The organism is Actinacidiphila yeochonensis CN732 (assembly GCF_000745345.1).
Classification (GTDB): domain Bacteria; phylum Actinomycetota; class Actinomycetes; order Streptomycetales; family Streptomycetaceae; genus Actinacidiphila; species Actinacidiphila yeochonensis.
The window spans coordinates 3,501,292-3,526,258 of the sequence record NZ_JQNR01000005.1; the positions used below are offsets into that span (position 1 = coordinate 3,501,292).

17 protein-coding genes are annotated in these 24,967 nt (G+C 71.6%); 8 read left to right on the top strand and 9 right to left on the bottom strand.

The genetic code is table 11. From position 1 onward, the window contains the following. Positions 1-75 precede the first annotated feature (75 nt). Genes BS72_RS26295 through BS72_RS26305 form a run of 3 tightly spaced genes read left to right on the top strand, consistent with a single transcriptional unit; the run spans position 76 to position 4,702 of the window. Positions 76-996 carry a glycosyltransferase gene (locus tag BS72_RS26295; protein WP_037914136.1) on the top strand — a complete coding sequence of 307 codons (921 nt, stop codon included), beginning with the start codon at positions 76-78 and terminating at the stop codon, positions 994-996. After that, entirely contained in the window at positions 993-2,921 is a 1,929-nt protein-coding gene (locus tag BS72_RS26300) for an ABC transporter ATP-binding protein (RefSeq protein ID WP_051951722.1), read from the top strand. The genes BS72_RS26295 and BS72_RS26300 overlap by 4 nt, the downstream gene beginning before the upstream one ends. After that, a complete protein-coding gene (locus BS72_RS26305) occupies positions 2,918-4,702 on the top strand; it encodes an ABC transporter ATP-binding protein (protein WP_037914139.1) in 1,785 nt (594 codons plus the stop codon). Before BS72_RS26300 ends, BS72_RS26305 begins: the two co-directional genes overlap by 4 nt. 624 nt (positions 4,703-5,326) lie before the next feature. Here BS72_RS26305 and BS72_RS26310 read toward each other — a convergent pair. The 4 genes from BS72_RS26310 to BS72_RS26325 form a co-directional block, all read right to left on the bottom strand. Beyond that, a complete protein-coding gene (locus BS72_RS26310; RefSeq protein ID WP_037914140.1) occupies positions 5,327-5,866 on the bottom strand; it encodes a carboxymuconolactone decarboxylase family protein in 540 nt (179 codons plus the stop codon). A 105-nt stretch (positions 5,867-5,971) separates the two neighbouring features. Beyond that, positions 5,972-6,394, bottom strand: a complete 423-nt coding sequence (locus BS72_RS26315) for an SgcJ/EcaC family oxidoreductase (protein ID WP_037914141.1) — start codon at positions 6,392-6,394, stop codon at positions 5,972-5,974. A gap of 256 nt (positions 6,395-6,650) precedes the next feature. After that, on the bottom strand, positions 6,651-7,421 hold the full coding sequence (locus BS72_RS26320) for a GNAT family N-acetyltransferase (protein WP_037917744.1): 771 nt from the start codon (positions 7,419-7,421) through the stop codon (positions 6,651-6,653). A 177-nt stretch (positions 7,422-7,598) separates the two neighbouring features. Beyond that, positions 7,599-8,459, bottom strand: a complete 861-nt coding sequence (locus BS72_RS26325) for an aminoglycoside phosphotransferase (RefSeq protein ID WP_037914142.1) — start codon at positions 8,457-8,459, stop codon at positions 7,599-7,601. Positions 8,460-8,835: 376 nt separating this feature from the next. On the opposite strand from BS72_RS26325, the gene BS72_RS26330 reads away from it, so the two are divergent. Next, positions 8,836-9,195 carry a hypothetical protein gene (locus BS72_RS26330; protein WP_078901647.1) on the top strand — a complete coding sequence of 120 codons (360 nt, stop codon included), beginning with the start codon at positions 8,836-8,838 and terminating at the stop codon, positions 9,193-9,195. Positions 9,196-9,301: 106 nt separating this feature from the next. On the opposite strand, the gene BS72_RS26335 is transcribed toward BS72_RS26330, so the two are convergent. Next, positions 9,302-9,655, bottom strand: a complete 354-nt coding sequence (locus tag BS72_RS26335) for a carboxymuconolactone decarboxylase family protein (protein WP_063836141.1) — start codon at positions 9,653-9,655, stop codon at positions 9,302-9,304. 389 nt (positions 9,656-10,044) lie between these two features. Between BS72_RS26335 and BS72_RS26340 the strand changes: the two genes are divergently transcribed. Next, entirely contained in the window at positions 10,045-10,941 is an 897-nt protein-coding gene (locus BS72_RS26340) for a helix-turn-helix transcriptional regulator (protein ID WP_037914144.1), read from the top strand. A gap of 54 nt (positions 10,942-10,995) precedes the next feature. Here the strand turns inward: BS72_RS26340 and BS72_RS36795 are convergent, their stop codons facing one another. From BS72_RS36795 to BS72_RS26355, 3 genes are all read right to left on the bottom strand, one after another. Beyond that, positions 10,996-11,493: a hypothetical protein gene (locus BS72_RS36795; protein ID WP_051951724.1), complete on the bottom strand. Its 498-nt coding sequence runs from the start codon at positions 11,491-11,493 to the stop codon at positions 10,996-10,998. After that, the gene (locus BS72_RS26350; protein ID WP_078901649.1) at positions 11,490-13,547 is read right to left on the bottom strand and encodes a CBM96 family carbohydrate-binding protein; all 2,058 of its coding nucleotides are present in this window, start codon (positions 13,545-13,547) and stop codon (positions 11,490-11,492) included. The genes BS72_RS36795 and BS72_RS26350 overlap by 4 nt, the downstream gene beginning before the upstream one ends. Before the next feature lie 161 nt (positions 13,548-13,708). After that, a complete protein-coding gene (locus BS72_RS26355; RefSeq protein WP_078901650.1) occupies positions 13,709-14,773 on the bottom strand; it encodes a fatty acid desaturase family protein in 1,065 nt (354 codons plus the stop codon). A gap of 447 nt (positions 14,774-15,220) precedes the next feature. Between BS72_RS26355 and BS72_RS26360 the strand changes: the two genes are divergently transcribed. Next, positions 15,221-23,368, top strand: coding sequence for a polymorphic toxin-type HINT domain-containing protein (locus BS72_RS26360; protein ID WP_157856333.1), 8,148 nt, complete (start codon positions 15,221-15,223; stop codon positions 23,366-23,368). 8 nt (positions 23,369-23,376) lie between these two features. Continuing rightward, positions 23,377-23,922 (top strand): SMI1/KNR4 family protein, encoded by a 546-nt coding sequence (locus BS72_RS35970; protein ID WP_107498893.1) that lies wholly within the window; start codon positions 23,377-23,379, stop codon positions 23,920-23,922. A gap of 87 nt (positions 23,923-24,009) precedes the next feature. Here BS72_RS35970 and BS72_RS26365 read toward each other — a convergent pair whose 3' ends face one another. Continuing rightward, the gene (locus BS72_RS26365) at positions 24,010-24,255 is read right to left on the bottom strand and encodes a hypothetical protein (protein ID WP_051951727.1); all 246 of its coding nucleotides are present in this window, start codon (positions 24,253-24,255) and stop codon (positions 24,010-24,012) included. 117 nt (positions 24,256-24,372) lie between these two features. Here BS72_RS26365 and BS72_RS26370 point away from each other — a divergent pair, with 117 nt between their 5' ends. Then, the gene (locus tag BS72_RS26370; RefSeq protein ID WP_037914153.1) at positions 24,373-24,609 is read left to right on the top strand and encodes a helix-turn-helix domain-containing protein; all 237 of its coding nucleotides are present in this window, start codon (positions 24,373-24,375) and stop codon (positions 24,607-24,609) included. The last annotated feature ends 358 nt before the right edge of the window (positions 24,610-24,967 follow it).

Genomic DNA, 24,967 nt, shown 5'->3' on the forward strand with positions numbered 1-24,967 from the left:
GACAGATCGAGCCCGCCGCAGCGCGACCGTCCGCCGACCTGAGCACCTACAACTGAGCGAACGCCAGGAGGAGCCATGGGAACCGTGCCGAGGTGCAGTGTCATCATCCCCACCTACAACCGGGCCGAGTTGCTTCGTCTCACACTCGACGCGCTCTGCCGACAGAGCGTGCCCACAACGGAGTTCGAGGTACTGGTCGTCGACGACGGGTCCAGCGACTCGACAGCGGAGGTCGTCGAGAGCTACCGGGACCGGCTGCCGGTGCGCTACTTCTTCCAGGAGGACCAGGGCTGGCGGGTCGCCAAGGCGCGGAACGTGGGCATCGCCAACGCCGCCGGCGACGTGTGCGTCTTCCTGGACTCCGGCGTGGTCCCGCACTCCGGCTGCGTCCAGGCGCACGTGGAGAGCCACGACAGGGCGGACGGGCCGGTCGCGGTGGTCGGCTACGTCTACGGCTTCGACGTGCGGGAGAAGAGCCCCGAACTGCTCCTGGAAGCCGTGGACTTCGCAGAACCGGACGCCGGCATCGAGAAGCTGCGGAGTGCCGGGCAGTGGCTCGACATCCGGGAGATCTTCTACGCGGAGAACACCGACGAGTTCAACGACCTCCCGGCCCCCTGGGCCGTCTACTGGACGTGCAACGTGTCGGCGTCCACGGCCCAGCTCCGGGCCGTCGGCGGATTCGACGAGGCGTTCCAGTGCTGGGGCGGTGAGGACCTCGACGTGGGCTACCGGCTGCACCGGGACGGAGCCCGCTTCGTGCTGAACCGGTCGGCCTGCGCCGTCCACTATCCGCACGAGAAGAGCTTCGAGGCCAACGAGGCCCAGGCCAACACCAACTACCGTTACATGGCGCGGAAGTACGACACCCCGATCACCCGGCTGCTGCCCTTCTTCGGCCCGGAGCTGCACTCGTTCAACGTCAACGCGGTCATCCGGGAACGCGGCCTGCCGGCGTGCGCCGACTACCTCGCCCAGAGGGGAGCCGCCCGATGAGCGGTGAGGCCGTGGGCCGGTCCTGGACCTCCCCCCGGGAGCTGTTCATGGACCGGTGGCGGATCGTGCTGCTGCTGCCCCGGGCCGGCCGGGGCCTGGTCGCGGTGCTGGTCGTGCTCAACGTGCTGCTCGGGCTGCTGCCGGTGGTGTTCCTCATCGCCACCGGCGTCGTGCTGGGCCGGGTCCCGGCGACGGTGCGGGCCGGTGTGGGCTCGGCCGAGTGGGACTCCCTGGTGCGGGTCTTCCTGGTGGCCGCGGCGGCGTTCGTCGCCCAGCAGATCGTGACGCCGCTGGTGCGGTCGCTGGGCGAGCTCATGGCGCGGAACGTCGACGGCACGGTGTTCCAGGAGCTGATGGCCGCGTCCCTGAGCAGCGCGCAGATCGGCCCGCTGGAGGACCAGCGGACGCTCGAACACCTGCGGGGGGCCGCCAGCGAGATGGAGTTCGGCGTCCAGGGGCCCGGCCAGGCGTGCGCCGGGCTGGTCGCGCTGATCGCCAGGTACACCCAACTCGCCGGGTACGCCGTGGTGGTGGGCGTGGAGTTCTCCTGGTGGGCCGCCGTCGGCCTCGTGGTGGCGGTGATGGTGCACCGCTACGGACAGCGCGGCGGCCTGCGCAAGTACGCGGCGGTCCGGTTCCGGCTGATGAGCAGCGACCGCAAGATCGGATACCTGCGCCAGCTGTCCATCGAGGCCCGAGCCGGCAAGGAGATCCGGATCTTCGGCCTCGCCGACTGGCTGCGGGGCCTGCTCAGGACGGAGTACCTGGCCACGCTGAAGCCGATCTGGACCGAGCGGCGGCGGGTCTACCTGTGGCCGTTCATCTGGTTCGGCGCCTGGGGCCTCGTGGTCATGGCCGTGACCTTCGGCGCGCTCGGCGCGTCCGCGGGGGACCCGGACCGGACCGTGAAGCTCACCAGCTTCGTGCTGGTCGCCCAGGCCATGCTGGGTGCGCTGCGGCTCAGCGAGTACTACCCGGAGTCCGATGTGCAGACCGGGATCGGGATGCACGCCTACCAGGCGGTGCAGCGGTTCGCCGCGGCCGTCGAGGCGTATCCGGGCACCGGTCCCGGGCCGGCAGCGGGCGCCGCGGAGCCCCGCCCCGCGGAGCCCCGCCCCGCGGTACCCGAACTGGTCGAGTCGATCCGCTTCGAGGACGTCTCCTTCCACTATCCCGGTGAGGACCGGGCGATCTTCGACGGACTGAACCTCACCATCCCGGTGGGACAGTGCACCGCCGTCGTCGGGGTCAACGGCGCCGGCAAGACCACGCTGGTCAAGCTGCTCGCCCGGCTGTACGAGCCGACCGGCGGCAGGGTGCTGGCCGACGGGGTCGACATCCGCTCCTACCCGGTCGACGAGTGGCGGGCCAAACTCGGCGTGATCTTCCAGAACTTCATCCGGTACGAGGCGTCGGCGGCGGACAACATCGCCTTCGGCGCGCCGGCCGCGATGACCGACCGGTCCGGTATCCGGGACGCCGCGGACGCCGTCGGACTCACCGCCGCCCTGGACGGACTTCCGCTGGGCCTGGACACGCCGCTGGCCCGGCACCTGTCCGGCGGAGCCGAGCTGTCGGGCGGCCAGTGGCAGCGGGTGGCCCTGGCGCGGTCGCTGTTCGCGCTGCGCCACGGCTCGCCCGTCCTGGTCCTGGACGAGCCGACGGCGAGCATGGACGTGCGCGCCGAGGCGAACTTCTTCGACGAGTTCGCCGAGATCAGCGCCGGGGCGACCAAGGTGCTGATCTCCCACCGCTTCTCCACCGTCCGGCACGCCGACCTGATCGCGGTGCTGGAGAACGGCCGGGTCGTCGAGGAGGGGAACCACGAGGAGCTCCTCTCCCAGGGCGGACGGTACGCCTCGCTGTTCCGCCTCCAGGCGGACCGGTTCACCGACCACGAGCGGCCCGAGGGGGCGTTGCGATGAAGGACGTGCTCACCGGGGCGTGGACGATGCTCGCCACGTCCTGGCGGATCAACCGCGGCAAGACCGCGCTGTCGGTGGTCCTGATGGTGACCGGCGCCGTGGCCGCCCCCCTGCTGGCCGCCGCGCTGGGTTGGATGACCGACGAGGTCGTCGGGGGCCACCGCTCCGACGCCGTACTGGCCGGCGTCGTGGCGGCCCTGCTGGCGATGGCCTCGCTCACCCTCGCCCACTTCGCACACGTCGCGTACTTCGAGCTCTCGGAGCTGGCCGAGCTCGACTTCGACGAGGAGCTGATCGAGCTGTCGAACGGCTCGGCCGGCATCGAGCACCACGAGCGGGCCGAGTTCGCCGACACACTGACCGTCCTGCAGCAGGAGGGCCGCCGCTTCCAGATGAACCTGGAGGCGCTGCTGAACGGGCTGGGCCTCGGGCTGGCCATGGTGCTCACCGCGGTACTGCTCGCCCGGCAGAGCCCGCTGCTCCTGCTGCTGCCGGTCGCGGCGCTGCCGCCGCTGCTGGCCGGCCGGGCGGCCGAGCGGATCTCGGACCGCGCCCAGACGGCCTCCGCGGAGCAGACCCGGCTCGCGCTGAACCTGTTCCACCTGTCCACCTCCGCCTCGGCCGCCGCCGAGATGCGCGTCTTCCGGCTCCAGGAGGAGATGCGCCGCCGGCACGCCGTGCACTGGGCCTCGGCCACCCGCACCCTGTGGCGCGCCCAGGTGACCGCGACCTGGGTGCGCGCGGCCGGGCAGGTCGTCTTCGCGCTGGCCTACGTCGGCGCCGTCCTGCTGGTGATCCGGGACGCCATCACCGGGCACCGGGCCGTCGGCGACGTGGTGCTGGTGGTGGCCCTCGCCGCGCAGGTCAACCAGCAGGTCACGACGGCCGTCACGCTGCTCCAGAACCTCCAGCGGATGGCGAGCGCCTACCGGCGGCTGGCCGGAGTGCGCGCCGTCCTGAAGGCGTCCGAGCAGAAGACGGCGGACCAGCCGCCGCCGGACCTGCTGCGGCAGGGGATCACGCTGGACGGCGTGGACTTCATCTACCCGGGCAACGACGCGCCGGCGCTGCGCGATGTCCGGCTCACCCTTCCGGCGGGCGGCACGGTCGCCGTCGTCGGAGAGAACGGGGCGGGCAAGTCGACGCTGGTCAAGCTGCTCTGCGGCTTCTACCAGCCGTCGGCGGGCCGCATCCTCGTCGACGGGACGGACCTGAGCGCCATCCCGGTCGACGGCTGGCGGCAGCGGATCGCCGCGGGGTTCCAGGACTTCGTCCAGTACGAGTTCCAGGCCCGCGAGGCGGTCGGCGTGGGCGACCTGCCGCGCGTCTCCAGCGAGCCCGCCGTCCGTACGGCGCTGGACCGGGCACACGCGGCGAGCGTCCTGGAGCACCTGGCGGACGGGCTGGACACCCAGCTCGGCAAGAGCTTCACGGACGGCGCCGAGCTGTCCGGCGGGCAGTGGCAGAAGTTCGCGCTGGGCCGGGCGATGATGCGTGACGCGCCGCTGCTGCTGGTCCTGGACGAACCGACGTCCGCGCTGGACCCGGAGGCCGAGCACGCCCTCTTCGAGCGCTACACCGAACAGGCCGGGCGGGTGGGCCGGGAGACCGGCGCGATCACGCTCTTCGTGTCGCACCGCTTCTCCACGGTGCGGATGGCGGATCTGATCATCGTGGTGCAGGGCGGGCGGGTCGTCGAGGCGGGCAGCCACGCCGAACTGGTCGGCGGCTCGGGCCTGTACGCCGAGCTGTTCGCCATCCAGGCGGAGGCGTACCGGTGAGCCGGCCGTCCCCACGCGGGAGCGGCCTCCTGGGCGGGCAGCCGATATCCGCGCCACCGCGCGGGCACGGCCGCGAAGGCGAGGGTCGTCACCCGCCCGCGACCGCGGCGAGCCGTCGGCCGGCGAGTCCGAGGTCGGCGGCTCCGCTGACGGGGCCGGCGACGGGACGGAGGCCGTGGCCCGCTCCCTCGGCCACCAGCCGCGGCTGAGACGGCAGTTCGCGGAGGAGCCGGGCTGGCGCGCCGCCGTCTCGTGGCGCGTGGCGCGTGGCGCGGGGCGCGGCGAGCGGCGTTGTCGCCGCCGGCGACGCGTACGGCTGCGCCCGGGGAACCCGACGGCCGCCGAGCCGGACGTCCGGTCCGGCGAAACCCCCTTCCTGGGAAGGGGTTTCGCGGAAGACCCCAGTCACCCCTGGACTGCTGTCCAACTCATGGACGCGGCAGCGCGCCGGGGACGTCGGGGAGGTCCCGGCGCGGACCAGCCTGTGCGGGCGGCGTTGCCGAGCCGTCGAGCCGTCAAGCCGTCGAGCGGACGTTGGCGGTCGGGCGGGCGTCAGGCGTCGAGACGGCGTCGGGGGAAGGGAGAAAGCCGGGGGGAGTCAACGGCCCCCCGGCTTCCCCGTGTTCAGCGAGCTCCGGTGTAGCCGCGCTCGACGATCCGGCGCGCCCCCTCGTCGTAGTAGGAGGAGTCGGCCGGCAGCACGGTGTCGAGGCAGCTGACGTACCGGTTGTACATGCAGAACGCCGCCGCGATCAGGACGGTGTCGTGGATCTGGTCGTCGTCCGCGCCCTCGGCCCGAGCCGCGGCCACCGCCTCCGGCGACACGGCCGACACCGGCCCGCGCACCTCGGCCGCGATCCGCAGCAGGGCACGCAGCCGGGGGGTGATCGGCGCCTCGTCGGGATCGTGCAGAACCGCCTTCACCAGGTCATGGCCGCCTTCGAGCTGCGCGGCGGCGAACGCGCCGTGCGAACCCGAGCAGAACGGCGTCTCGTTGAGGTCGGAGGTGTACGCCGCGATCAGTTCCCGCTCGCCGGGGCTGAGCGAGTTCGGGGCGCGCAGCAGCGTCTCGACGAGCTGGTTCAGCGGGGCGGCTGTGTCGGGCCGCTGGACCATCAGGCCGCTGATGCCCGGCAGGTCGTTGGTGATCCGGATGTACGGCATACGTTCTCCACGGAGTCGGCCGGTTCGGACGGACGCCATCGTCGGGCATGACCGTGCGCCGGGTCTACTCCCTGAGTGCCGCCGCCTGATCGCCGGGGACGGGTGTCAGGCCACCTGGACGGGGCTGTTGTGGTAGGCGGCGATCGACCAGACACCGTTCTGCCTGCTGAGCACCCACGTCGCCCGGATCTGCCGCTCGGGCGCGACCGTCGACTCCCCGGGGGCCAGCACTCCGCCCTCGGTGACGATCACCGCCGCGTCGGCGCCGAGGAACTTGAGGTCCAGCGGGGCGCCGAACACCGATGTGCCCTTGTACGGACCGGCGTAGCCGGCCGCCATGAACTCCTGGATGGTGGTACGGCCCTTCTTGAAGATGTCGCCGGGCAGCACCATGGTGCCGTCCTCGGTGAAGAGCTCGGCGAAGGCGGACGCGTCGTTGGCGGCCCAGGCCGTCATCATGCGGCGCGGGACGTCGGCCACGCCTGATCGGTCCTCGGCGGTCGGCGCGGTCGGGACTCCGGTGGTCATGACTTCTCCCATTCCCTGGCATGCGGTGCGGAGGTGTTCTTCCCTGTCGTTCCCTAACGCATCGTGGTGCGGGAGCCGGCGGGCCGCACCTCCCGGGTTGCCGTCCGGTCCGGCCGGGGGGAGTCCGCGGGCGAACACGCCTGATCCGGGCAAGCAGCGAGACGCCCTCCCCGGCGGTCGGCCGACTTCGGAGGGGGCGCGGGAAGGAGCGCGGGAGGGAGCACCGGGCCGGGGCGGGCGCGGCCGCGGGCCGGGGTCAGCCCTTCAGGCCGTAGAAGCGCATCGGTGAGTTCGGGACGAAGCCGATCCGCGGGTAGACCGGCGCCCCGGCCGCCGTCGCGTGGAGGGTGGCCCGGGTGAGCCCGGTGGCCCGGGCACCCTCGTGGAGGGCCTTGCGGGTCACCGCCTCGCCGTAGCCCCTGCGCTCCCACCGCGGATCGGTGGCGACCAGGACGACGAAGAGCCGCCCGTCCGCCTCCACCGTCCCGGCGCAGGTCACCGCGGTGTCGCCGCGCATCCCCAGATAGGCGTGGACCCGCTCCTTCCAGAGCGCGGACCCGGCGAGCCCGTCCCGGCCGTCCTCCAGGGGGAAGCCGTAGGCGCGCGAGTTGAGGTCGGCGTACTCCAGCAGCTGCTCGTCGGTGGTGACACGGACGAACATGAGGTCGGGGTGGGCGGGTTCCGGGACGGGGAGCAGGTCCCCCGCCATGCCGGTGCCGGGGAAGGCGTAGGCCAGTCCGGCCCGCTCGGCCGCCCCGTCCAGGACCCGACGGGCCTCTGGGGCGAGGAGGTCCTCGAAGACCCACAGGAACCCCGGCCGCGCCTTGGAGCGCATGATGTCCGCGGCCTCGCCGAGGCGCCGCTCCAGGAGCGGGCCGCCGGCGCCGACGTCGGTCAGGGTGACGCAGTTCCAGAAGGCGAACCGGCAGTCGGCCCAGCGGACGGCGATCCCGGGAAGGTCGCGCACGTCCGCCCCCGGGTCGCGGTCGAGCACCATATCCCGCCAGACCGAGGCGAGTTGCTCCATCGATTCGACCGACTCGGCGGACCCGGCACGCCCGTCCGACTCCGTGCGACCCGTCACCCGGCGCCCCTCTCCGTCCGTGGCGGCCGAACGCCACGGGCTCGGCACCGACCACCCCGCCCAACGAGCGACGCGGTACGAGGAAACGGGGCGCGCGATCGGCTGGAGCACGGCCAGTTCCTACTGCTGACGGGACGTCATGGCGCGGAGGACCGCGTCCACTGCCCTCGCGTACCGGTCCGGCTCGCCGGGCCGGCTCCGTCCCGACGGCCCCGCGTTCTCGCTGTCCGCGACGAGCCGGAAGATCAGCGCGCGGACCAGCATCTGCGGCCAGTCGGCGTGACCGCCGTCGCCCGGGCCCGTCAGCAGGCCGGGCGGGAGGCCGTACCAGAGCAGGCCGTCGGCGACCACGACCGCGTCGGCGAACGCCGGGGGCCGCCAGTACGGGGAGAAGTCGATCACCGCCGGGGCCTCGTCCGCGGCGAGGAGCACGTTGCCGGCGAGGTCGCCGTGGACGAGCTGGGCGGCCTCCCGCAGCACGGGGCGCCGCAGCTCCAGGAGGGTCGAGAACGGCCCGGCGAGGTCGTCGACCACCTCGACGTCCTGCTCGCCCCACGCGACCCGGTCGCCCACCGCCCAGGGATGGGTGCGCCGGTCGAGGAAGCCGGGCCGGGGGTGGTCCCGCAGCGCGGCGTGGAAGGCCCGCCCGGCGCGGAGCACCTCGGCCCAGTGGCCCTGCGGTCCGGGCTCGCCGGGCAGGAACTCCCAGGCCGTCCAGCCGTCCACGAGGCTGCGGCCGTCGCCGGAGCGGAGCGGCAGGGGGACGCGGAAGCCGCTGCCCGGCACCAGCCTCTCGAACAGGGAGGCCGCCCACTCGGCCTCCTCCTCGGCGTCCTCGGCGTCCTCGACGGGCTTGAACACGAACCCGCCGACGAGGACGCTGCGTCCCTGCCCGCCGGCCAGCGGGACCGCTGTGCCCCGCACGCCGAAGGCATCGAGGACAGAAGGGGGCGGGGTCGTGTCGCGCGGCTGCTCGGTCACCCCGGCATCCTGCCGACACCGCGCTGCCCGACGCACCTCCTTTCGCCCGACCCGGGCCGCGGCGCCGGTTCACCTGACCCGTTCGGGCGAAGCGCCGGTCGGAGCGGTCGGAGCGGTCGGGACGGTCTGGGCGGTCGGGGCGCGCCCGCGGGTCGCATCGGCCGGGTGTCGCGCACCTTCCGCCGGTGGTGCCGTTGCCTACGCGGTGCCGCTCCGCGCTGCCCGCACCGCGGGTGCCCCATATACCCCGGAACACAGGGATGTTGAGCCTTCCGTCGCGGCACGGGACAGGAACGCGCTCCCTGCCGCGTATCGGCGGGCTGTTCCCGTCGGGAAAGCCCGCGGCGGGGCGGGGGAGGGGGATAGCGTGGCGGGTATGGACGCCAAGGATGCCGATCCGGCTGACGAGTGGCCGCTTCCGCCGGTCTGGATGTGGGAGTGCCGGGACTGCGTCGTGCTGTACAAGGCGATGAAGCGCGCGCCGGAGATCGTCGACGCCGCCCGGCGGGAACTCGGGCCCGGGGTCGACTGCGATCCGATGGACAGCATCCTCTCGACGCAGATCCGGCTCGCGGAGCACATCGCCGCCCGCCACCCGGACGACGTGCCCGCCGTGGACGAGGCCTGCGCCACCTGTGTCTCCGACGTGGGCGACGCCCGGTTGCCCGCCTCGCTGGTGCTGCGGCACCGGGCGCGGCACCTGTTCGTGCCGCCCAGCATCGTCGGGTCGTGGTGACCCGGGGCGCTCGCCTCCGGCGGCCGGCAGCCCCCGACAGCCGCGGCCCGCGGGCCTGACGGCCCGCGACCGCGCGAGGCGGGGCGGCGGTGCCGCCCCGCGCCGGTCAGGTGTCCTGGGTGGCGTCGGCGGCACCGCCGGCGGTGTCCGCGTCCGCGTCCGGGGCCGGGTCCGCGTCCGCGTCCGCGACGAGGGCGTGCAACTGGCCCGCCGCCGTCATCGCGCTCGGCCACCCCGCCTGGAAGGCCAGGCGGGTCACGGCCTCGCCCAGCTCTGCGGGGGAGAGGCCGTCGTCCAGGGCCGGCCTGAGGTGGAGGCCGAGCTGCTCGGGCCCGGGGCGGTAGAGCGCGGCCAGCACGCCCACCGTGACCAGGCCGCGGTGCCGTTGCGACAGGCCGGGCCGCTCCCGCACGTCGCCGAACAGCACGTCGTCGGTCAGCTCGACCCGATTCGGCCCCACGGGAGCCAGGTGTCGGGGGCGGTCTGTCCGGGCATCGCGTACTCCTCGCGTCGAGGTGGTCACCGCCGGTTCCGGGCCTTCGGGGAGCGGTCCCCGGCGCGCTCCCAGGCGCGGCGCCCACCGTTCCCGGTGGCAGGCGGCGGTCCCGGCTCCGTGCGGGGGCGCCGGCCTTGAGGTATACCGGTCCGCCCGGTCCGCCCGGTCCGCCCGGTCCGCCCGGTCCGCCCGGTCCGCCCGGTCCGCCCGGTCCGCCCGGTCCGGTCGGCCCGCCCGACCCGCTCGGTTCCGTCAGCAACGAAACCGCAGGCCACAGCCGTGGAGAAGGGCCTGCCGTCCCGGGTAACGACAGTACCCCCCAGTCCGTCCGGGCCGACCGTAGCCTGGAGGGCATGGACAGCAGGACCAGCAGGAGCGACGTCAGGGAGTTCCTGGCCACCCGTCGCGCCCGGATCACCCCGCAGCAGGCGGGCCTGCCCGCCTACGGCAGCAACCGCCGTGTGCCGGGGCTGCGGCGCGAGGAGGTCGCGCTGCTGGCCGGCGTCAGCATCGACTACTACGTCCGCCTGGAGCGCGGCAACCTCGCCGGGGTCTCCGACAGCGTCCTCGACGCGGTCGCCCGCGCCCTCCAGCTCGACGAAGCCGAGCGCTCCCACCTGTGGGACCTCGCCCGCACCGCCAACGCCGGCCCGCCTCGCTCCGCCCGCCCGGCCCGTCCGCGGATCCGCCCCACCATGCAGCGGGTCCTGGACTCCATGACCGACGCCCCGGCCTTCATCCGCAACGGCCGCCTGGACGTCCTCGCGGTCAACGTTCTCGGCCGCGCCCTGTACTCACCGCTGTTCGACGCTCCCGACCGGCCGGTCAACATCGCCCGCTTCCAGTTCCTCCACCCCGGCGGCGCGGACTTCTTCCCCGACTGGGACACCTCCGTCGACACCACCGTCGCCCTGCTGCGGACCGAGGCCGGCCGCGCCCCCTACGACCGGAACCTCACCGACCTCGTCGGTGAACTCGTCACCCGCAGCGACGTGTTCCGCACCGCGTGGGCCAAGCACGACGTCCGCCTGCACCACACCGGCACGAAGCGCTTCCACCACCCCGCCGTCGGCGACCTCGCCCTCGACTTCGAGGCCATGGCCCTGCCCGCCGACCCCGGTCTCACCCTCACCAGCTACAGCGCCGCCCCCGGCACCCCCTCCGCCGACGGCCTGCGCCTCCTCGCCACCTGGGCCGCCACCGAACCGGCGCCGGCCCCCACCGGAGGGGGCGGGCAGGCGCGGCCGTGACCGGGGCTCCCCGACGGCGTTGGCGGTTCCACCGCCGCCGTCACGGTGGCGCGGTCACTTCAGCAGGTAGGCGTACCTCGGGCACAGGTAGGTGATCGCGTCCTTTGCCGAGGGGAGTTCGCCGGAGGAGATGGCGGCCTTGGCGTCGGACGGGCTGGTTCGCGCGGTCAGGGCGATGCGCTCGCACACGTCCTGGCCGTCTTCGAGGACGGAGGACGGGTCCTGGCCGACGTGCACCTTGCCGGCCAGGTAGTCCTTCTGCCGCCCGGTGAACGTGCCGGTGGCCGGGGTCAGGCGAGCCGCGGGCACCGTGGGGCCGGGGCTCGGCTGGACGCTTTCGGCGGTGCCGTCCGGACCGACCGAGGGGGACCGCTCGGCAGGGGGCGCGGTCGCGGTGGGGGTTGCAGCCGTGGCGGAGGAGGAGGCGGTGGAGGAGGCGGCCGCGGTGGGCCGCGCGGCCTCCGTGTGGTGGGCGCTGCCGCAGCCGGCCAGCGCCGCCGCAGCCGCCATGAACACGGCGGCTGCGGCGACGCGCGCGGGGCTCCCGGTCACGGCTGGCCGAAGACCAGGGTGAGCTGCGGGTGGCCCGACGTCCCCGGGGCGTCGCGGGACCACAGCCACGCCGAGTCCGCACCCGTGTCGGTCAGCGCCAGGTCGTAGCTCTGGCCGAGGTGGTCGCTGAGGGCGGAGGCGGTGAGAGCCGCCGAGTAGTCGGTCTGGAGCGCCGACGGCGCGTGGAGGGTGCCGAGCACGGTGGAGTCGAGGGCGGGCTTCGTGGACCAGGTGACCCCGGTCTCGGTCCAACTGCCGGTGACCGGTTGCACCGCGAGGTCGTCGGTGGAGCCGCCGGTACTGAGCGAGCTGGTGCGCACGGTCAACTCGGCGCTCTTGAGGACCATTCCGGACGGCGCCTGGGGCAGGTCGAACCGGAGGTAGGCGGTGTACCCGGTCGTGCCGCGTACCGCCAGCTGCTGGTCGGCGCCGTAGTTGGTGGTCTGGGCCGCCTCGTTGACGTAGGCGTCCGCGCCGTCCGACACGACGGTGGTGGCCGAGGTCGGCGTTCCGGGCGTGGTGACGCTCGTCGCCTCCGACTTGGCGCTGGTGTTGCCGGCCGGGTCCGAGGCGGTGACCTGGTACGTGTAGGTGGTGCCGGGCTGCGCGCTCGCGTCGGAGAAGGACAGGGTCGGGAGCTGCCAGAACGTGGAGTCGCCGGTCACGGCGCCGATCTTGGTGCCGTCGCGGTAGACGGTGTAGGTCAGCGTGGTGTCGTCGAGGTCGAGGCCGGCCTGCCACCGCAGCAGGACCCGTCCGCCGGTCGCGTTGGCGGCCAGCGCCTGGAGCGGCACGGAGGGGGACCGCGTGTCGGGGGTGTTGGCGAACCGGACCAGGCCCTGCTGGGGACGGTTTCCGTTGCTCGCGATACGGGTGAACTCGCCGCCCACCCACAGGTAGTCGGTGCCGCCGCTGGAGGCGACCGTGAGGGCGCGCGGGCCGATCTGCTCGGTGCCGGCGGGGCCGTCGTCGGTGTCCGGGAACCAGCCGAGCAGCGGCTTCGGGTTGTCCACCGACTCGGCGAGCAGGTGCTGACGGTCGTTCATCTGCGGGAACTGCCCCATGCTGGAGCAGTCGTGGGCGTGGGAGGCGCTGTAGAGGACGGACTTGTAGACGATGACCGCCTGCGTCGCGCCCAGGCAGGTGTCGCGCCACCGCTGGCCGAGGCTGCTCCAGCTGATGGCGATGCGGCCGTCGAACACCCCGCTTCCGGTGCCCTCGTTGCCGGTGTAGAAGCTCGTGCCGTCGCTGGTGATGTTCTGGACGGTGGAGGTCGCCGGAATGAAGCCCGGGTACGTCTTCACGTTCGCACCGGTGGTGGCGTCGACCACGGCCAGCGCGTGCGAGGAGGCGCCGTTCACGGTGGCGAAGTCGCCGCCGATCGCGAGTTCGGTGCCGTCCGGGCTCACCGCCAGTGACTTGCCGGCGTCGTCGGCGTCGGCCGTGAAGGGCTTGAGCGCGCCGGTGGTGGACACCGCCGCGAAGTGCTGCCTCGGCTCCCCGGCCACCGTGGTGAAGTTGCCCGCCATGTAGACGGTGTCCGAGGTCACCGCGAGACCCCGCACCTGCGCGGAGACCGACACCCCGAACGAGGACTTCACCGAGCAGGTGGCGATGTCGATCGCCGCGATGTTGCTGGCCGGCACCCCGTTCACCGCGCCGAAGGTGCCTCCGGCGTAGAGGGTGCCCTGGTCGGGGGAGACGGCCAGCGCCCGTACCGTCGCCGTGCCCGACCCGACGGTGAAGGACAGCTTGCACGAGGTCGGAGCACCGGTGGCGGCGTCGAACGCCTGGAAGTTGAGGGCGGGTTGTTCGCTCGTGCCGGCCGCCGCCCCGGGCGGCCGTACGGTCGAGAAGGTCCCCCCGGCGAAGACCACGCCCTGGGCCTGGGCCAGCGCCCACACCACCCCGTTGGTCTGCCACGTCGCCAGGTCGTCCGCGGTCATGGCCACCGGCGGTGTGAGCGCCCCCGCCGGTGCCGGCGCCACCGCGGTGCCTATCGCTGTCAGGACCGCGCACGTCACCGTGGCGGCCAACCCCCTTGTGCTGCGCATCAGATCCCCTCTGGTGCGTGCGTCATGGCGGCTGCCCGACCGGACAGCCTCGGCCGGAGACTAGCCCGGTTTCCGCCCCGGTCGTCCCCGTTCGGGGAATCTTTGACCCCGTCATGCCAGTAGCGGCTCGGGCGGCTCGGGCGGCTCGGGGGAGCACCCGCTCAGCGCAGGGGCTCGCCCACCGCGTGCATGTGGCCGAGCGCCTGGCGATAGGAGGCGAACAGGCCGGTCTCGGTGTACGGGATGCCGATACGGGCGCAGTGCGCGCGGACCAGGGGCTGCGCCCGGCGCAGGTGGGGGCGGGGCATGCTCGGGAAGAGGTGGTGCTCGACCTGGTAGTTGAGGCCGCCGAGCAGGAAGTCGACCACCGGGTTGCCGCGGACGTTGCGGGAGGTGAGCACCTGGCGCCGCAGGTGGCCCCAGCGCGTGCCCTCCTCCGGCATGGCCATCCCCTTGTGGTTGGGGGCGAACGCGCACCCGAGGTGCACACCGGTCAGCGCGTGGTGCACCGCCGCGAAGGCCAGCGCCTGCCCCGGCGTCAGCAGCGTGAGCAACAGGGCCGTGTAACCCGCCAGATGGGCCAGCAGGAGGCCGCCTTCCACCAGCCGGTCGGCGCCGCGCAGCCGGCGCAGGTCGCGCACGCTCGCCACCTTCAGCGCGAGGCCCTCCAGAAGCAGCATCGGGAAGAACAGTCCAGCCTGATGTTTTGTCAGAAAGTGTGCGAAGCCGACGCGTTCGACCGCCTGGGCCCTGGTCCACACCAGTGCGCCGACCTCCACGTCGGGGTCCTTGCCGACGTGGTTGGGGTTGGCGTGGTGCCGGTTGTGCTTGTCCGTCCACCAGGACGCGCCCATACCCAGCAGGAGGTTGCCGTGCAGCAGCGCGAGGGCCCGGTTGGCCCGGCGGCCCGCGGCCACCTGCTGGTGGCCGGCGTCATGCCCGAAGAACCCCGCACGGGCCGACAGCACCGCCGCCGGCACCGCCAGCGCGAGCACCCACCACGACCCGGTCGCGCCCACCACCGCCACGCCGGCGCAAAGGGCCGCAGTGGCCAGCAGGTTCACCGCGATGGACACCGCGTAGTGCCGCCGCCTCCGTCGGAGCAGCCCCGCCTGCCGCACCTGCCGCAACAGGGGCGCGAACTCGCTGCCCGCGCCCTCCGCGGGGACGTCCGGCAGGCCCGGGACAGGTGGAGCTGCGGTCAGGGTGCTGCTGGTGGCGGCCATCGAAGACGCTCCTCGGGCAGGCAGAGGCGGCCGCCGGACGACGGCAGGCCGGAAAGGACGGTGGCGGCCGCTCTCCGACCGCACCCCTCACGCTAGAAACCGCCGCCGCGCCGGGCCATGGCACCACCACCCGACCCCGCCGGTGGCCACCCCGTCCCGCCACCGGGGGCTACCCCCCGTGCCGGCGACCCCCGGCCCTGCTACGGAACAGCCGCCCGGGCCCCCGCCCCCCGCCGCCCGCTCAAGCCCCTGTGCGTCCCCCGAGAGGTCCCTGGGAAGTCCCCGAGTCGAACTCCCCGCCCGGGAACTGAAGATTCCGCTGCGGACGAGTCAATTCCCCCTGTCCCGTACGGGAATTGATCTCGCCGACCGGACCGGAGCCGTGCCGTCGGGATCACGATGGGCGCGGGAGTTCGGGCAGCGTCCGACGGACAGGGGGATCACCTCATGGCGAAGTGGCGGGTACGCGCGGTTCTCGCGGTCCTCTCGGCTGTCGCGGTGTTGAGCGGGTTGTTGGGAGTGGGGCCGCAGGGGGCGCGGGCGGTGGCGGACAGCGCGCGGCTGTCGGCGCCGTTGCCGCCGGGCAAGGTCAGCCCGGCGGCTCATCAGGACGCCAAGCACTCCACGCAGCCCCGCCCCGCCAAGGGCTCGAAGCGGGCCGAGCTCGTCGACGGGCTCAAGGCGCAGGACGCGGCGCGGCGTACCGCGCGGCCCACCAGCCTCACCGACGTGCCGAAAGCACTGACCGCGCGGTGGAAGGCCGCGCGGTCACCGCAGGCCGAGGCGGCCCGTGAGAAGGCCGTACTGCCCGGCGACGCACGCCATCGGACCTACGAGAAGAGCCAGCCGAAGCGGACGCTGGACCAGCTGCTCGACCCCGCGCCCGCGGCCTCCCCGACCGCGGCGAAGAGCGGCGCCGGCGGGGCGGGGACTGCCCCGGTACGCACCGTCAGCGCGGAGACCGCCTCGGCGAAGACCTACGGGGTGACGTACTCCACGGCCGGCTTCGGCGGCACGCCTCCCTGGTACGGCGGTTTCGGCACCCTGAACACCACGGTCTGCAACAAGTCCAACTTCGCCTGGGCCAAGGGCGACTACGAGCTGGGCTACCACCTCTACGCCAACGGGGACACCACGCAGAGCTCCTTCGGCTTCACCGACCTGCCGACGGCCCTGGGCGTCAACGCGTGCGTGAACGTGCCGTTGGTCGTCGAGGAGCTGGCCGCAGGCTCGTACAAGCTCGCACTCGACATGATGGAGGGGCCGACGGACGAGTGGTTCAGCACCGGGTACGGCATCCCCGCGGTCGTGGTCTCCTTCACCGTCCCGCACAGCGCCCCCAGCACGGAGATGGAGGAACCACTCGACAACGATGTCGTCGAGAACCTGGAGCCCCGCCTCTTCGTCACCGTCTCCCACGACGCCACCAAGGCACTGGACATCGACTACAGCCTGTGCGCGGAACAGGAGACCGGCGAGAGCTGCACGTCCTCCGGCTGGATGGCCCTGAACGTCCTCCCCGGGGTGTTCCGCACCACCAGCACCTGGAATCCGCCGACCTCGGCCATGCGCTGGAACACCGCCTACGACTGGCACGTCACGATCCGCGAGGCGGGTACGGTCCGTCCGCAGAGCCCGACAGCACACTTCACCACGGTCATCCCGCCCGCCCCCGGGGCCGCCTGGGGAGTGGACGCGTCCACCATCGACGCGGCCGGTGTCAACGCCCGTGACGGCAACTACACCCGCGCCGAGACCGACCTCACCGTGCCGGGTATCGGCCTGCCGCTGGAGATCAGCCGGACGTACAACAGCGCCAAGACCACCGCCGGGCTCTTCGGCCTGGGCTGGACGTCCTTCCTCGACATGCGCTCGCGCCAGGAGGGCGACGACTTCGTCGTCGTCAGCTTCCCCGACGGCCGGGAGATCCGCTTCGGGCGCAATCCCGACGGCACGTACGCCCCCCAGTACGGCGACGGCGACGCGGTCTCCGTCATGGACTACACGCACGTCATGCTGCGTGGCGGCACCCGCTACCAGTTCAACGGCGACGGCACGATCGACGAGATCAGCTCACCGGACGGCGATTCCCTCAAGGTCGACTACAGCGGCGGCGTGCCCTACCGGGTGGACGACGTCCGCTCGGGGCGCTCCCTCTACCTGACGGTGACCGGCGGGCTGATCACCCGGGTCGCCACCGCGCCCGCCGGCTCCACCGCGTCGGACGTGCAGAGCCGCACCTACCGCTACCAGGGGAACCAGCTCCAGCAGGTGTGCGCCCCGATGGACCCGTCCCCCTGTGGGACCGTCTACGCGTACGTGGGCCCCGGCAGCCGTATGTCGGGCGTCGAGCGGGCGAACGAGACCCAGCGCGCGGTGATCAGCTACGACGACGACGGCCTGGTCAGCCACGTCGACCTCGGTGACGACCTGTCCACCGGCGTGGACAACGGCTGGAGCTACGCCCGCCGCACGGACCCGGACGACGGCTCGCGGATCGTCGTGGTGACCGACCCGCGCGGCAACGCCTTCTCGTACCAGTACGCGGTCAACGGCGACCTCTGGAGCCGCTGGGTCGGGGCCGGCGCCGCCTTCGACGGCGGCACCCGCAGTTGGTTCTACGACGTGCGCGGCCGGCTCAGCGGGGTGATGGACGAGAACGACAACGTCACCCAGTACTTGTGGGACAGCATCTCCGGGCAGGTCTCCGACGTCATCCAGATGCGGGACGACAGCACCCAGATCACCACCCACACCGACTACTACTGGTACACCCCCGGAGATCCGCGCAACGGCCTGCCGCGCACCGTCCAGGACCCCGACCACGCCACCGCGTCGTACACCTACACCGCGGACGGCCGGTTGAGCACCGAGAGCGAGACCGGCTGGGCCCCGCCCACCCGCTACACCTACAGCTGCGACGGCGGCGCCGCACCGCCCGCGGCGGTCGACGACGCCGACGCTCCGGCGGGCTCGACCGTGCCGTGCGGCCTGCTCATCGACGTCACCGACCCGGAAGGGCTGCACACCCGGTACGGCTACAACACCCACGGCGACCGCACCCGAACCGTCACTGCCTCAGGGCTGGTCACCGACACCGTCTACGACGGGGTGCTGGGGCGCCCGCTGACCGTCACCACCGACGCCCTGGACGGGGCCGTGTCCACCAGCACGACCGCCTACGACGCCGACGGCCGGGTGTCCACCGTCACCGACAGCCCGGTCACGGACCCGGTCTCCGGCACCGTCCACCAGAAGCAGGTCGCCAACTCCTATGACAGCGGCTACAACCGGCTGACGTCGACCGTCACCCGCGACCTGACGCCCGCGGACCAGGGCGGCGACCCCGCTCGGACGGTGGATTACGGGTACGACAGCCGCGACCGCGTCACCGACGTCACCGAGAACGGCGTCGAGACCCAGCACGTGCGCTACGACGGCATGGGCAACGTGGTGGAGAGCTGGTCGCCGACCGGCGGCCACTACACGTTCTGGTACACGGACGCAGACCAGCTCTCCGAGGTCCGGCTGGAGAACTACACCGACGATCCGACGATCCAGTCGACCCCGCGCACAGTCCCGCTGGCCTGGTACGACTACGACGACGCGGGCCGGCTGTCGGCGACCACCGACGAGATGGGCGCCACCGTCCTGTACGACTACACCCCCGACGGCCTGACGAAGCAGGAGAGCGTCCTGGGCGCCGCCGAGGACGGCGGCGACCTCGTCCTGCACGCCTACACCTACGACAACGCCGGCAACGCGCTCACCGACACCGCGGGCACCGGCGACGAGGCGCGCACGATCAAGACGGCGTACGACGCGCAGCACCGGCCCGGTCTCGTCGAGGTGGCGCCCGACGCCCAGGACCGGACGACCTCGTACTCCTACGACTTCGACGGCAACGTCATCTCGACCCTTCTCTACGGCGCCGGCAGCCCCACCGAGGAGACGGCCGCCCTCATCGGCCCCGACGGTCAGCTGGCGCAGACGGATCAGTGGGTGTCCGCGCTCGAAGATCCCCTGGTCACGGAGTACCGGCGCGACGCGGAGGGCCGCCCGCTCGCCATCACCGACCCCCGTGGGGTCACCAGCTACGGGATCCTCGGGAACACGGACCCGGCGTACACCATCAACCAGACGTACGACGCCTACGGCCGGCTCTCCAGCATCGCCCAGCCGCCGGTCAGCGTCGATGACGGTACCGACGCGGCGCAGCACACCGAGCGGCCGACCACGGTCTACGGGTACGACACCTTCGGAGACCTGACCGAGGAGAAGGACCCGGACGGGCGGGTCACCCGGCACGAGTACGACGTCCACGGCCGCCTGGTAAAGACGGTGTACCCCTCCTACACCGCACCCGGCGACACCGCCGTCACCCCGTCGGAGTCCTGGACGTACGACGACTCGGGCAACGTCACCTCCCACACCGACCTCCGCGGCGCGACCACCGACTACGTCTACGACGTCCGCGACCGGCTCGCGCACGTGACGCAGCCCTCGGCCGGCGACGGCGCGCCGCGAGGCACCACGACCTACCGCTACGACGACGGCGGCCACCTGCTGTCGGTGGTGGACCCGACGCTCGCCCAGACCCTCCAGACCTTCGACGTGCTCGGCCGGACCACCTCGGTCACCGACGTGGTGCGCCGCGCCGGAGCGGCGGCGCAGCAGTTCACCACGTACTACGCCTACGACGACTTCGGCGAGGTCACACACGTGACGCCGCCCGACGGCCTGGTCACCTCCTACATGTACGACAAGAACGGCGACATGTGGCAGCGGTGGCAGGGCAGTGACGTGTCGTTCTTCTACTACGACATCGCCGGTCGGCTGGTCAAGGAGGTCGACCCGAACCAGGCCACCCGCTTCTGGGACCGCGACCCCACCGGCCGGGTCACGGCCGAGCGGTACACCGACGGCACGGAGCACACGCTGGCGGCGGAGACGTACAGCTACGACAAGGCGGGCAACGTCACCGGTGTCACCGACCCCGACGGCCACAAGCAGACCATCACCTATGACGCGCTGAACCAGCCCACCACGCTCACCGGACCGCAGACCACGGCCGCGGACGGAGCCGTACAGCCCCCGGCGGTGACCCGGTTCGGCTACGACGAGCTGGGCGACCCCACCCGGGTCACGGACGCGGACGACCACGCCACCACGACCACCTACAACAGCCTCGGCCTGGCCGAGAGCGTCGTCCTCCCCGCCACGTCCACGCAGTCCTCGCCGGCGGACCGCACCACGACCACCGCCTACGACGCGGCGGGCGACCCGGTGCGGCAGACCGCCCCCGGCGGCGTCGTCCGCACCTCCCACTACGACGACCTGGGCCGGCCCACCGCCGTCGCGGCGACCGGCGGCGACGGCGACGTGCAGCGCGGCTACGGCTACGACCTCGACGGCCGGATCACCTCCGCAGCCAACGAAGGGCAGCAGGCGCAGTCGTTCACCTACGACGACCGCGGCCTGCTCATCTCCAGCCAGGGCCCGGCGGGTTCGTCCTCGTACACCTACGACGGCGACGGCCGCACCCTCACCCAGGAGGATCCCGCGGGTTCGGTCAGCTACACGTGGACCGACCAGGGCCACGGCCCCATGTCACGCACCGACTCCGTGACCGGCACCACCACGAGCTACGCGTACGACATGCGGGAACTGCCGGCCGGAGAGGTGACCCAGAACTCCGCCGGCGACACCGTGCAGACCCGCACCTTCGACTTCGACCAGTTGGACCGGCTGACCAAGGACACCTCCACCGGCACCCAGAACCTCTCCCAGAGCTACAGCTGGGACCCGGCGGGGAACCTGGCCTCCGCCACCACCGACGGCTCGGCCACCGACCCGCACACCCAGACCTACACCTACGACGAAGCCGAACGGCTGACACGCACCCAGGACACCACCACCGGCGAAGGCACCGACTACACCTGGGACCCGGCGGGCAACCGGACCCGCACCACGAACTGGACCGCCGGCCCCGACGGCCAGCCCGCCAAGCAGACCTCGACCACCTCGGCCAGCTACGACGAACGGGAGCGGGTCACCGAGGCGGACTCCGCCGACGGCTCGTCCACCGCCTACAGCTACACCCCGCGCGGCACCCTCGCCTCAACCGCCACCACCCCGGCCGGCGGCGGCACCCCGGTCTCCCGCGCCACCGGCTTCGACGCGCTCGACGAGATGACGGCCGACGGCCAGAACACCTATCAGTACGACGCGCTGGGACGGCTGCTGGGCAGCTCGGACGCCGGCGGCGGAACCGGCAGGCAGTTCGGCTACGGCGGGTTCAGCCAGGAACCCGCCACGGACGGCAGTTACGCCTACGCGCGCGACCCGGACGGCACCGCTTTCGCCAGCGTCCCGACCACCACGGACGGCACGCCCTCGCTGCTGATCGACAACATCCACGGCGACCAGGTCGCCCAGCGCGACGCGGACGGCGGGGCCATCACAGCGGGACGCTCCTACGGCCCGTTCGGCGCGGTCACCCAGACCACCGGTGATCCGTCGAACCTCGGCTTCCAGGGCTCGTGGACCGACCCGGACTCAGGCCGGGTCGACGCCGAAGCCCGCTGGTACTCGCCCGACAGCGGGACCTTCACCGCCCCGGACTCCGCCGACGTACCGGTGGCCGACGCCACGTCGGTGAACCCGTACGCGTACGGTTCGGCGAACCCCGCCACCTACTCCGACCCGACCGGCCACTTCTCGATCAACCCCGCCGGACTCCTCTCCGACCTCTCCAGCGCGGTCAAGAACGCCGGCAGGGTCTCGCTGAACGCGGCGGAGACGGCCGGTTCCGCGATCGCCGAGAGCGGGGGCGGCCAACTGGTCGACCAACTCGCTGAGCGTCTCGGCACCGAGGCCGCGGAGGAGGCGGCCGCCCGGGTCGGACTGCACTTCGTGCCCGGACTCGGCGAGGTCATGATCGGCATCGACGTGGCGACGCTCGTCTACTACATCGTCAACGCCGACGGTTCCACGTCACCGGTCAACGTTCCCGGCAGCACCCAACTGAGCCAGCCGGCCACCACGACGCCGCCGATGAGCCAGGGACCCGCCAGGCAGGCGGTCACCCAGCCCCAGCCCCCGGCCCCGCCCGCCGTCCACCTGACCGGCACCAGCAGCAGCTCGTCCACCAAGGCGTGGAGCACGCAGAGCAGTTGGTGGGACGACACCAACCGCTACGACCGCACCGACGACTACACATACACGACCTACTACACCTGGAGCTACTTCTCCGACGGCTCGTCGAACTCCAAGATCACCGGCACGTCGTGGAAGGACTTCTACCGGACCGTCGTCACCCCGCTGATCGACCTCGACCACCCGGCCGCCGACCTCGGAACGCTGCCCACCGCGGTCGGCGAGGGCGTCGACACCCCGCCGTCGTCCACCACTCCCACCGGCTCGTGTACCTCCGGCGGCAGCCTCTCCGACTGCGCCCCCACGCAACGCGGCGCCCCGTTGCCACCGGACGCGCTCATCGGCGGCAACCCCTGCGGTGAACAGCCGGGCCGGGCGGTCGGCCTGGCAAACGGCCTGCTCTGCACGGGGGACGGCAACTTCATGCACCCCGGAACCGGCACCGTCTACTGCGGACCGGACGGCGGAAGCGGCGCCTGCACCCCCATGCCCGCGGGCTTCTCCGGCACCGCCGACTCCGGAGCGGCGTGCGGGAAGGACAGCTTCAGCGCTGACACCCCCGTCCTGCTCGCCAACGGTACTCACGAGCCGATCGCGGACATCCACCCCGGTGACCAGGTCCTCTCCACCGACCCCGCCACCGGCCGCACCACCGCGGAGACCGTCACCGCCACGCTCGTCCACCGCGACTCCGACCTCGTCGACCTCTCCGTCCAGGCCGACGGCCGGACGGCCACCCTCCACACCACCGCGAACCACCCCTTCTGGACACCCGCCACCCACACCTGGACCCCAGCGGCCGCACTGCACGCCGGCACCTCGCTCACCACCACCCCCGCCCACCACGCCACCGTCCAGTCCCCTCACCCAGCCCCCGGCACCGCCACCCGCTACAACCTCACCGTCTCCGATGTCCACACGTACTATGTGCTGGCGGGCGGCGTCCCGATCTTGGTGCATAACACCTGTGGAAATGGGGTCTATGAACAAGGCGGTAGCGTTCGATACCATCCGCTTGATGCGGATGGGCGCGCGACTGGTGTTTCTGCTTCTCTCTCCAAGGGCATGCTAGATACGGGCACTGCAGCTAATGGTGCAATTGAGCCATCTGGCTGGGGTGGAAATGGCACGCTCTACAATGAAGCGCGCGGCCATCTGCTCGCGGATCGACTCGGAGGCTCGGGTGATCTGGAAGAGAATTTGGTGACTCTCACGCAGGATCCGACAAATTCACCGATTATGCGCGATGAGGTTGAGGGGCTGGTGTATGATGCGGTGAATTTGGGTGAGACTGTTCAGTATAATGTCAGAGCCATTTATGGTGAAGATGGAGATGTTCCTCCGATTGGGCTTGAGATCGAAGCATTTGGAAATCAAGGCTTTTATCTGAAGCGATACCTGGAAAATCCGGCGGGCATGTTCGGGATGGACGGTTGAGGTCTGGGATGAGTAAATCCAGCGAGCTCCGCTCGCTCTGCCCTCCCCCTGCTGATCTGCAAGCTGTCGAGGTGGACTGGCTGCGACTGGAAGAGCGGATCGGTACGGAGCTGCCTGGCGACTACAAGTGGCTTGTGGAAAGCTATGGGCCTGGTTCTTTCGATGGCTTTCTCCATATTCTTCAGCCCAGCTCGCCTTTTGAGCCGCTGAGGTTGGAGGAGTCGGCAGTCAGGGCTGCTCAAATTCTCGAGCAGGTATCAAGTAATGGCGAGACAATTCCTTTTGAAATCTCGAACCTTCTTCCAGTTGGAAAGACAGACAATGGCGATGTAATTTATTGGGTGAAGCGGCCCGATGGCTCCCCTGAAGAGTGGGTGATCACTGTCAATGCGGCTCGTAATGTAAAATGGCCAGTATTTGACGGTGGAATCGTAGAGTTCTTGGTCTCCGTTCTTTCTGGCGAGCGACGGATCGAGATCTTCCCGCGCAGTTTTCCGAGCTTGCACGTTCAGTTCTCTGGATATCCTCTGCGGCGCAGAGGTCGGCGTCGGTAGGCCGCTCATCATTTCACGCAGCGGCCCCGCCGGATGCATTTCCGGCGGGGCCGCTGGGGTGTCTGACGGCAGTAGTTGACGGCAACGTCAGCGGACAGGTACTGCACCAAGCGGTGGGTCGTCGCCGTCGTCGGGCTCGGCGGCGGTCTCCGGGAGGTTGCCGAGGGCGTGTCCGAGGAGGTCGATGGCCTGGCGCTGGAGGTGGAATCGGACGTGTGCGTAGACGGTGGCGGTGACGCCGATGTGGGCGTGGCCCAAGAGCTCCTTGATAACGACGAGTTCGACGCCCTGTTCCAGGAACAGGGTCGAGACCGCCACCGAACTGCCGCCCATCGCTGTCATCATGCGCCTGGCCCGAGCCTTGGACCTCACCGTCGACATGCACCTCGCCCCTGGGGACGAGCCCACCGTCACCATCGTCACCCCGGCCGCCTGAGCTCGGGAGGAGCCATGCGTGACGCCCCCACAGCACTCGCCCGTGAGCTGGGCCGACTCGTCCGCGACCGGCGCACCGACCTCGGGCTGTCCCAGGCCGAGCTGGCCGAGCGGTGCCGGATGAAACAGCCGCAGATCTCCCGCTTCGAAGCCGGCAGAACGGTGTCCACCCTTCCGATGCTGCGCCGCCTGGCCCGTGCCCTTGGGGCCGACTTGACCATCAGTCTCACTCCACACGACGAGGCCGCTTGACGGGGATCTCAAATCCCGAGAATTCCCCGGGTGGTCTAGACCTTCGACGGCAGTAGTGACGGCAACACTGGCGGACTTCAGTGCACACGCACGGACATGGAACGGCTGTCAAATCGGAGCCTGACCAGCGAAGTTCCAGCTGACGGAGATCCCGCCCGCACAGTACTATGTGCTGGCGGGGGCCACGCCGGTCCTGGTCCACAATGACGACAAGAACCTCTGCAAGCTGCTTGGGATCACTCAGCCGCAGTTCAATAAGCTGGTCGGAGATGCCTATCGCGATCACATTGCCGACTCCTACCGGCGGCGTCCGCGTCAACTATGTTTTTGACGGCCACTGAGTTTCAGAGGTAAGCAA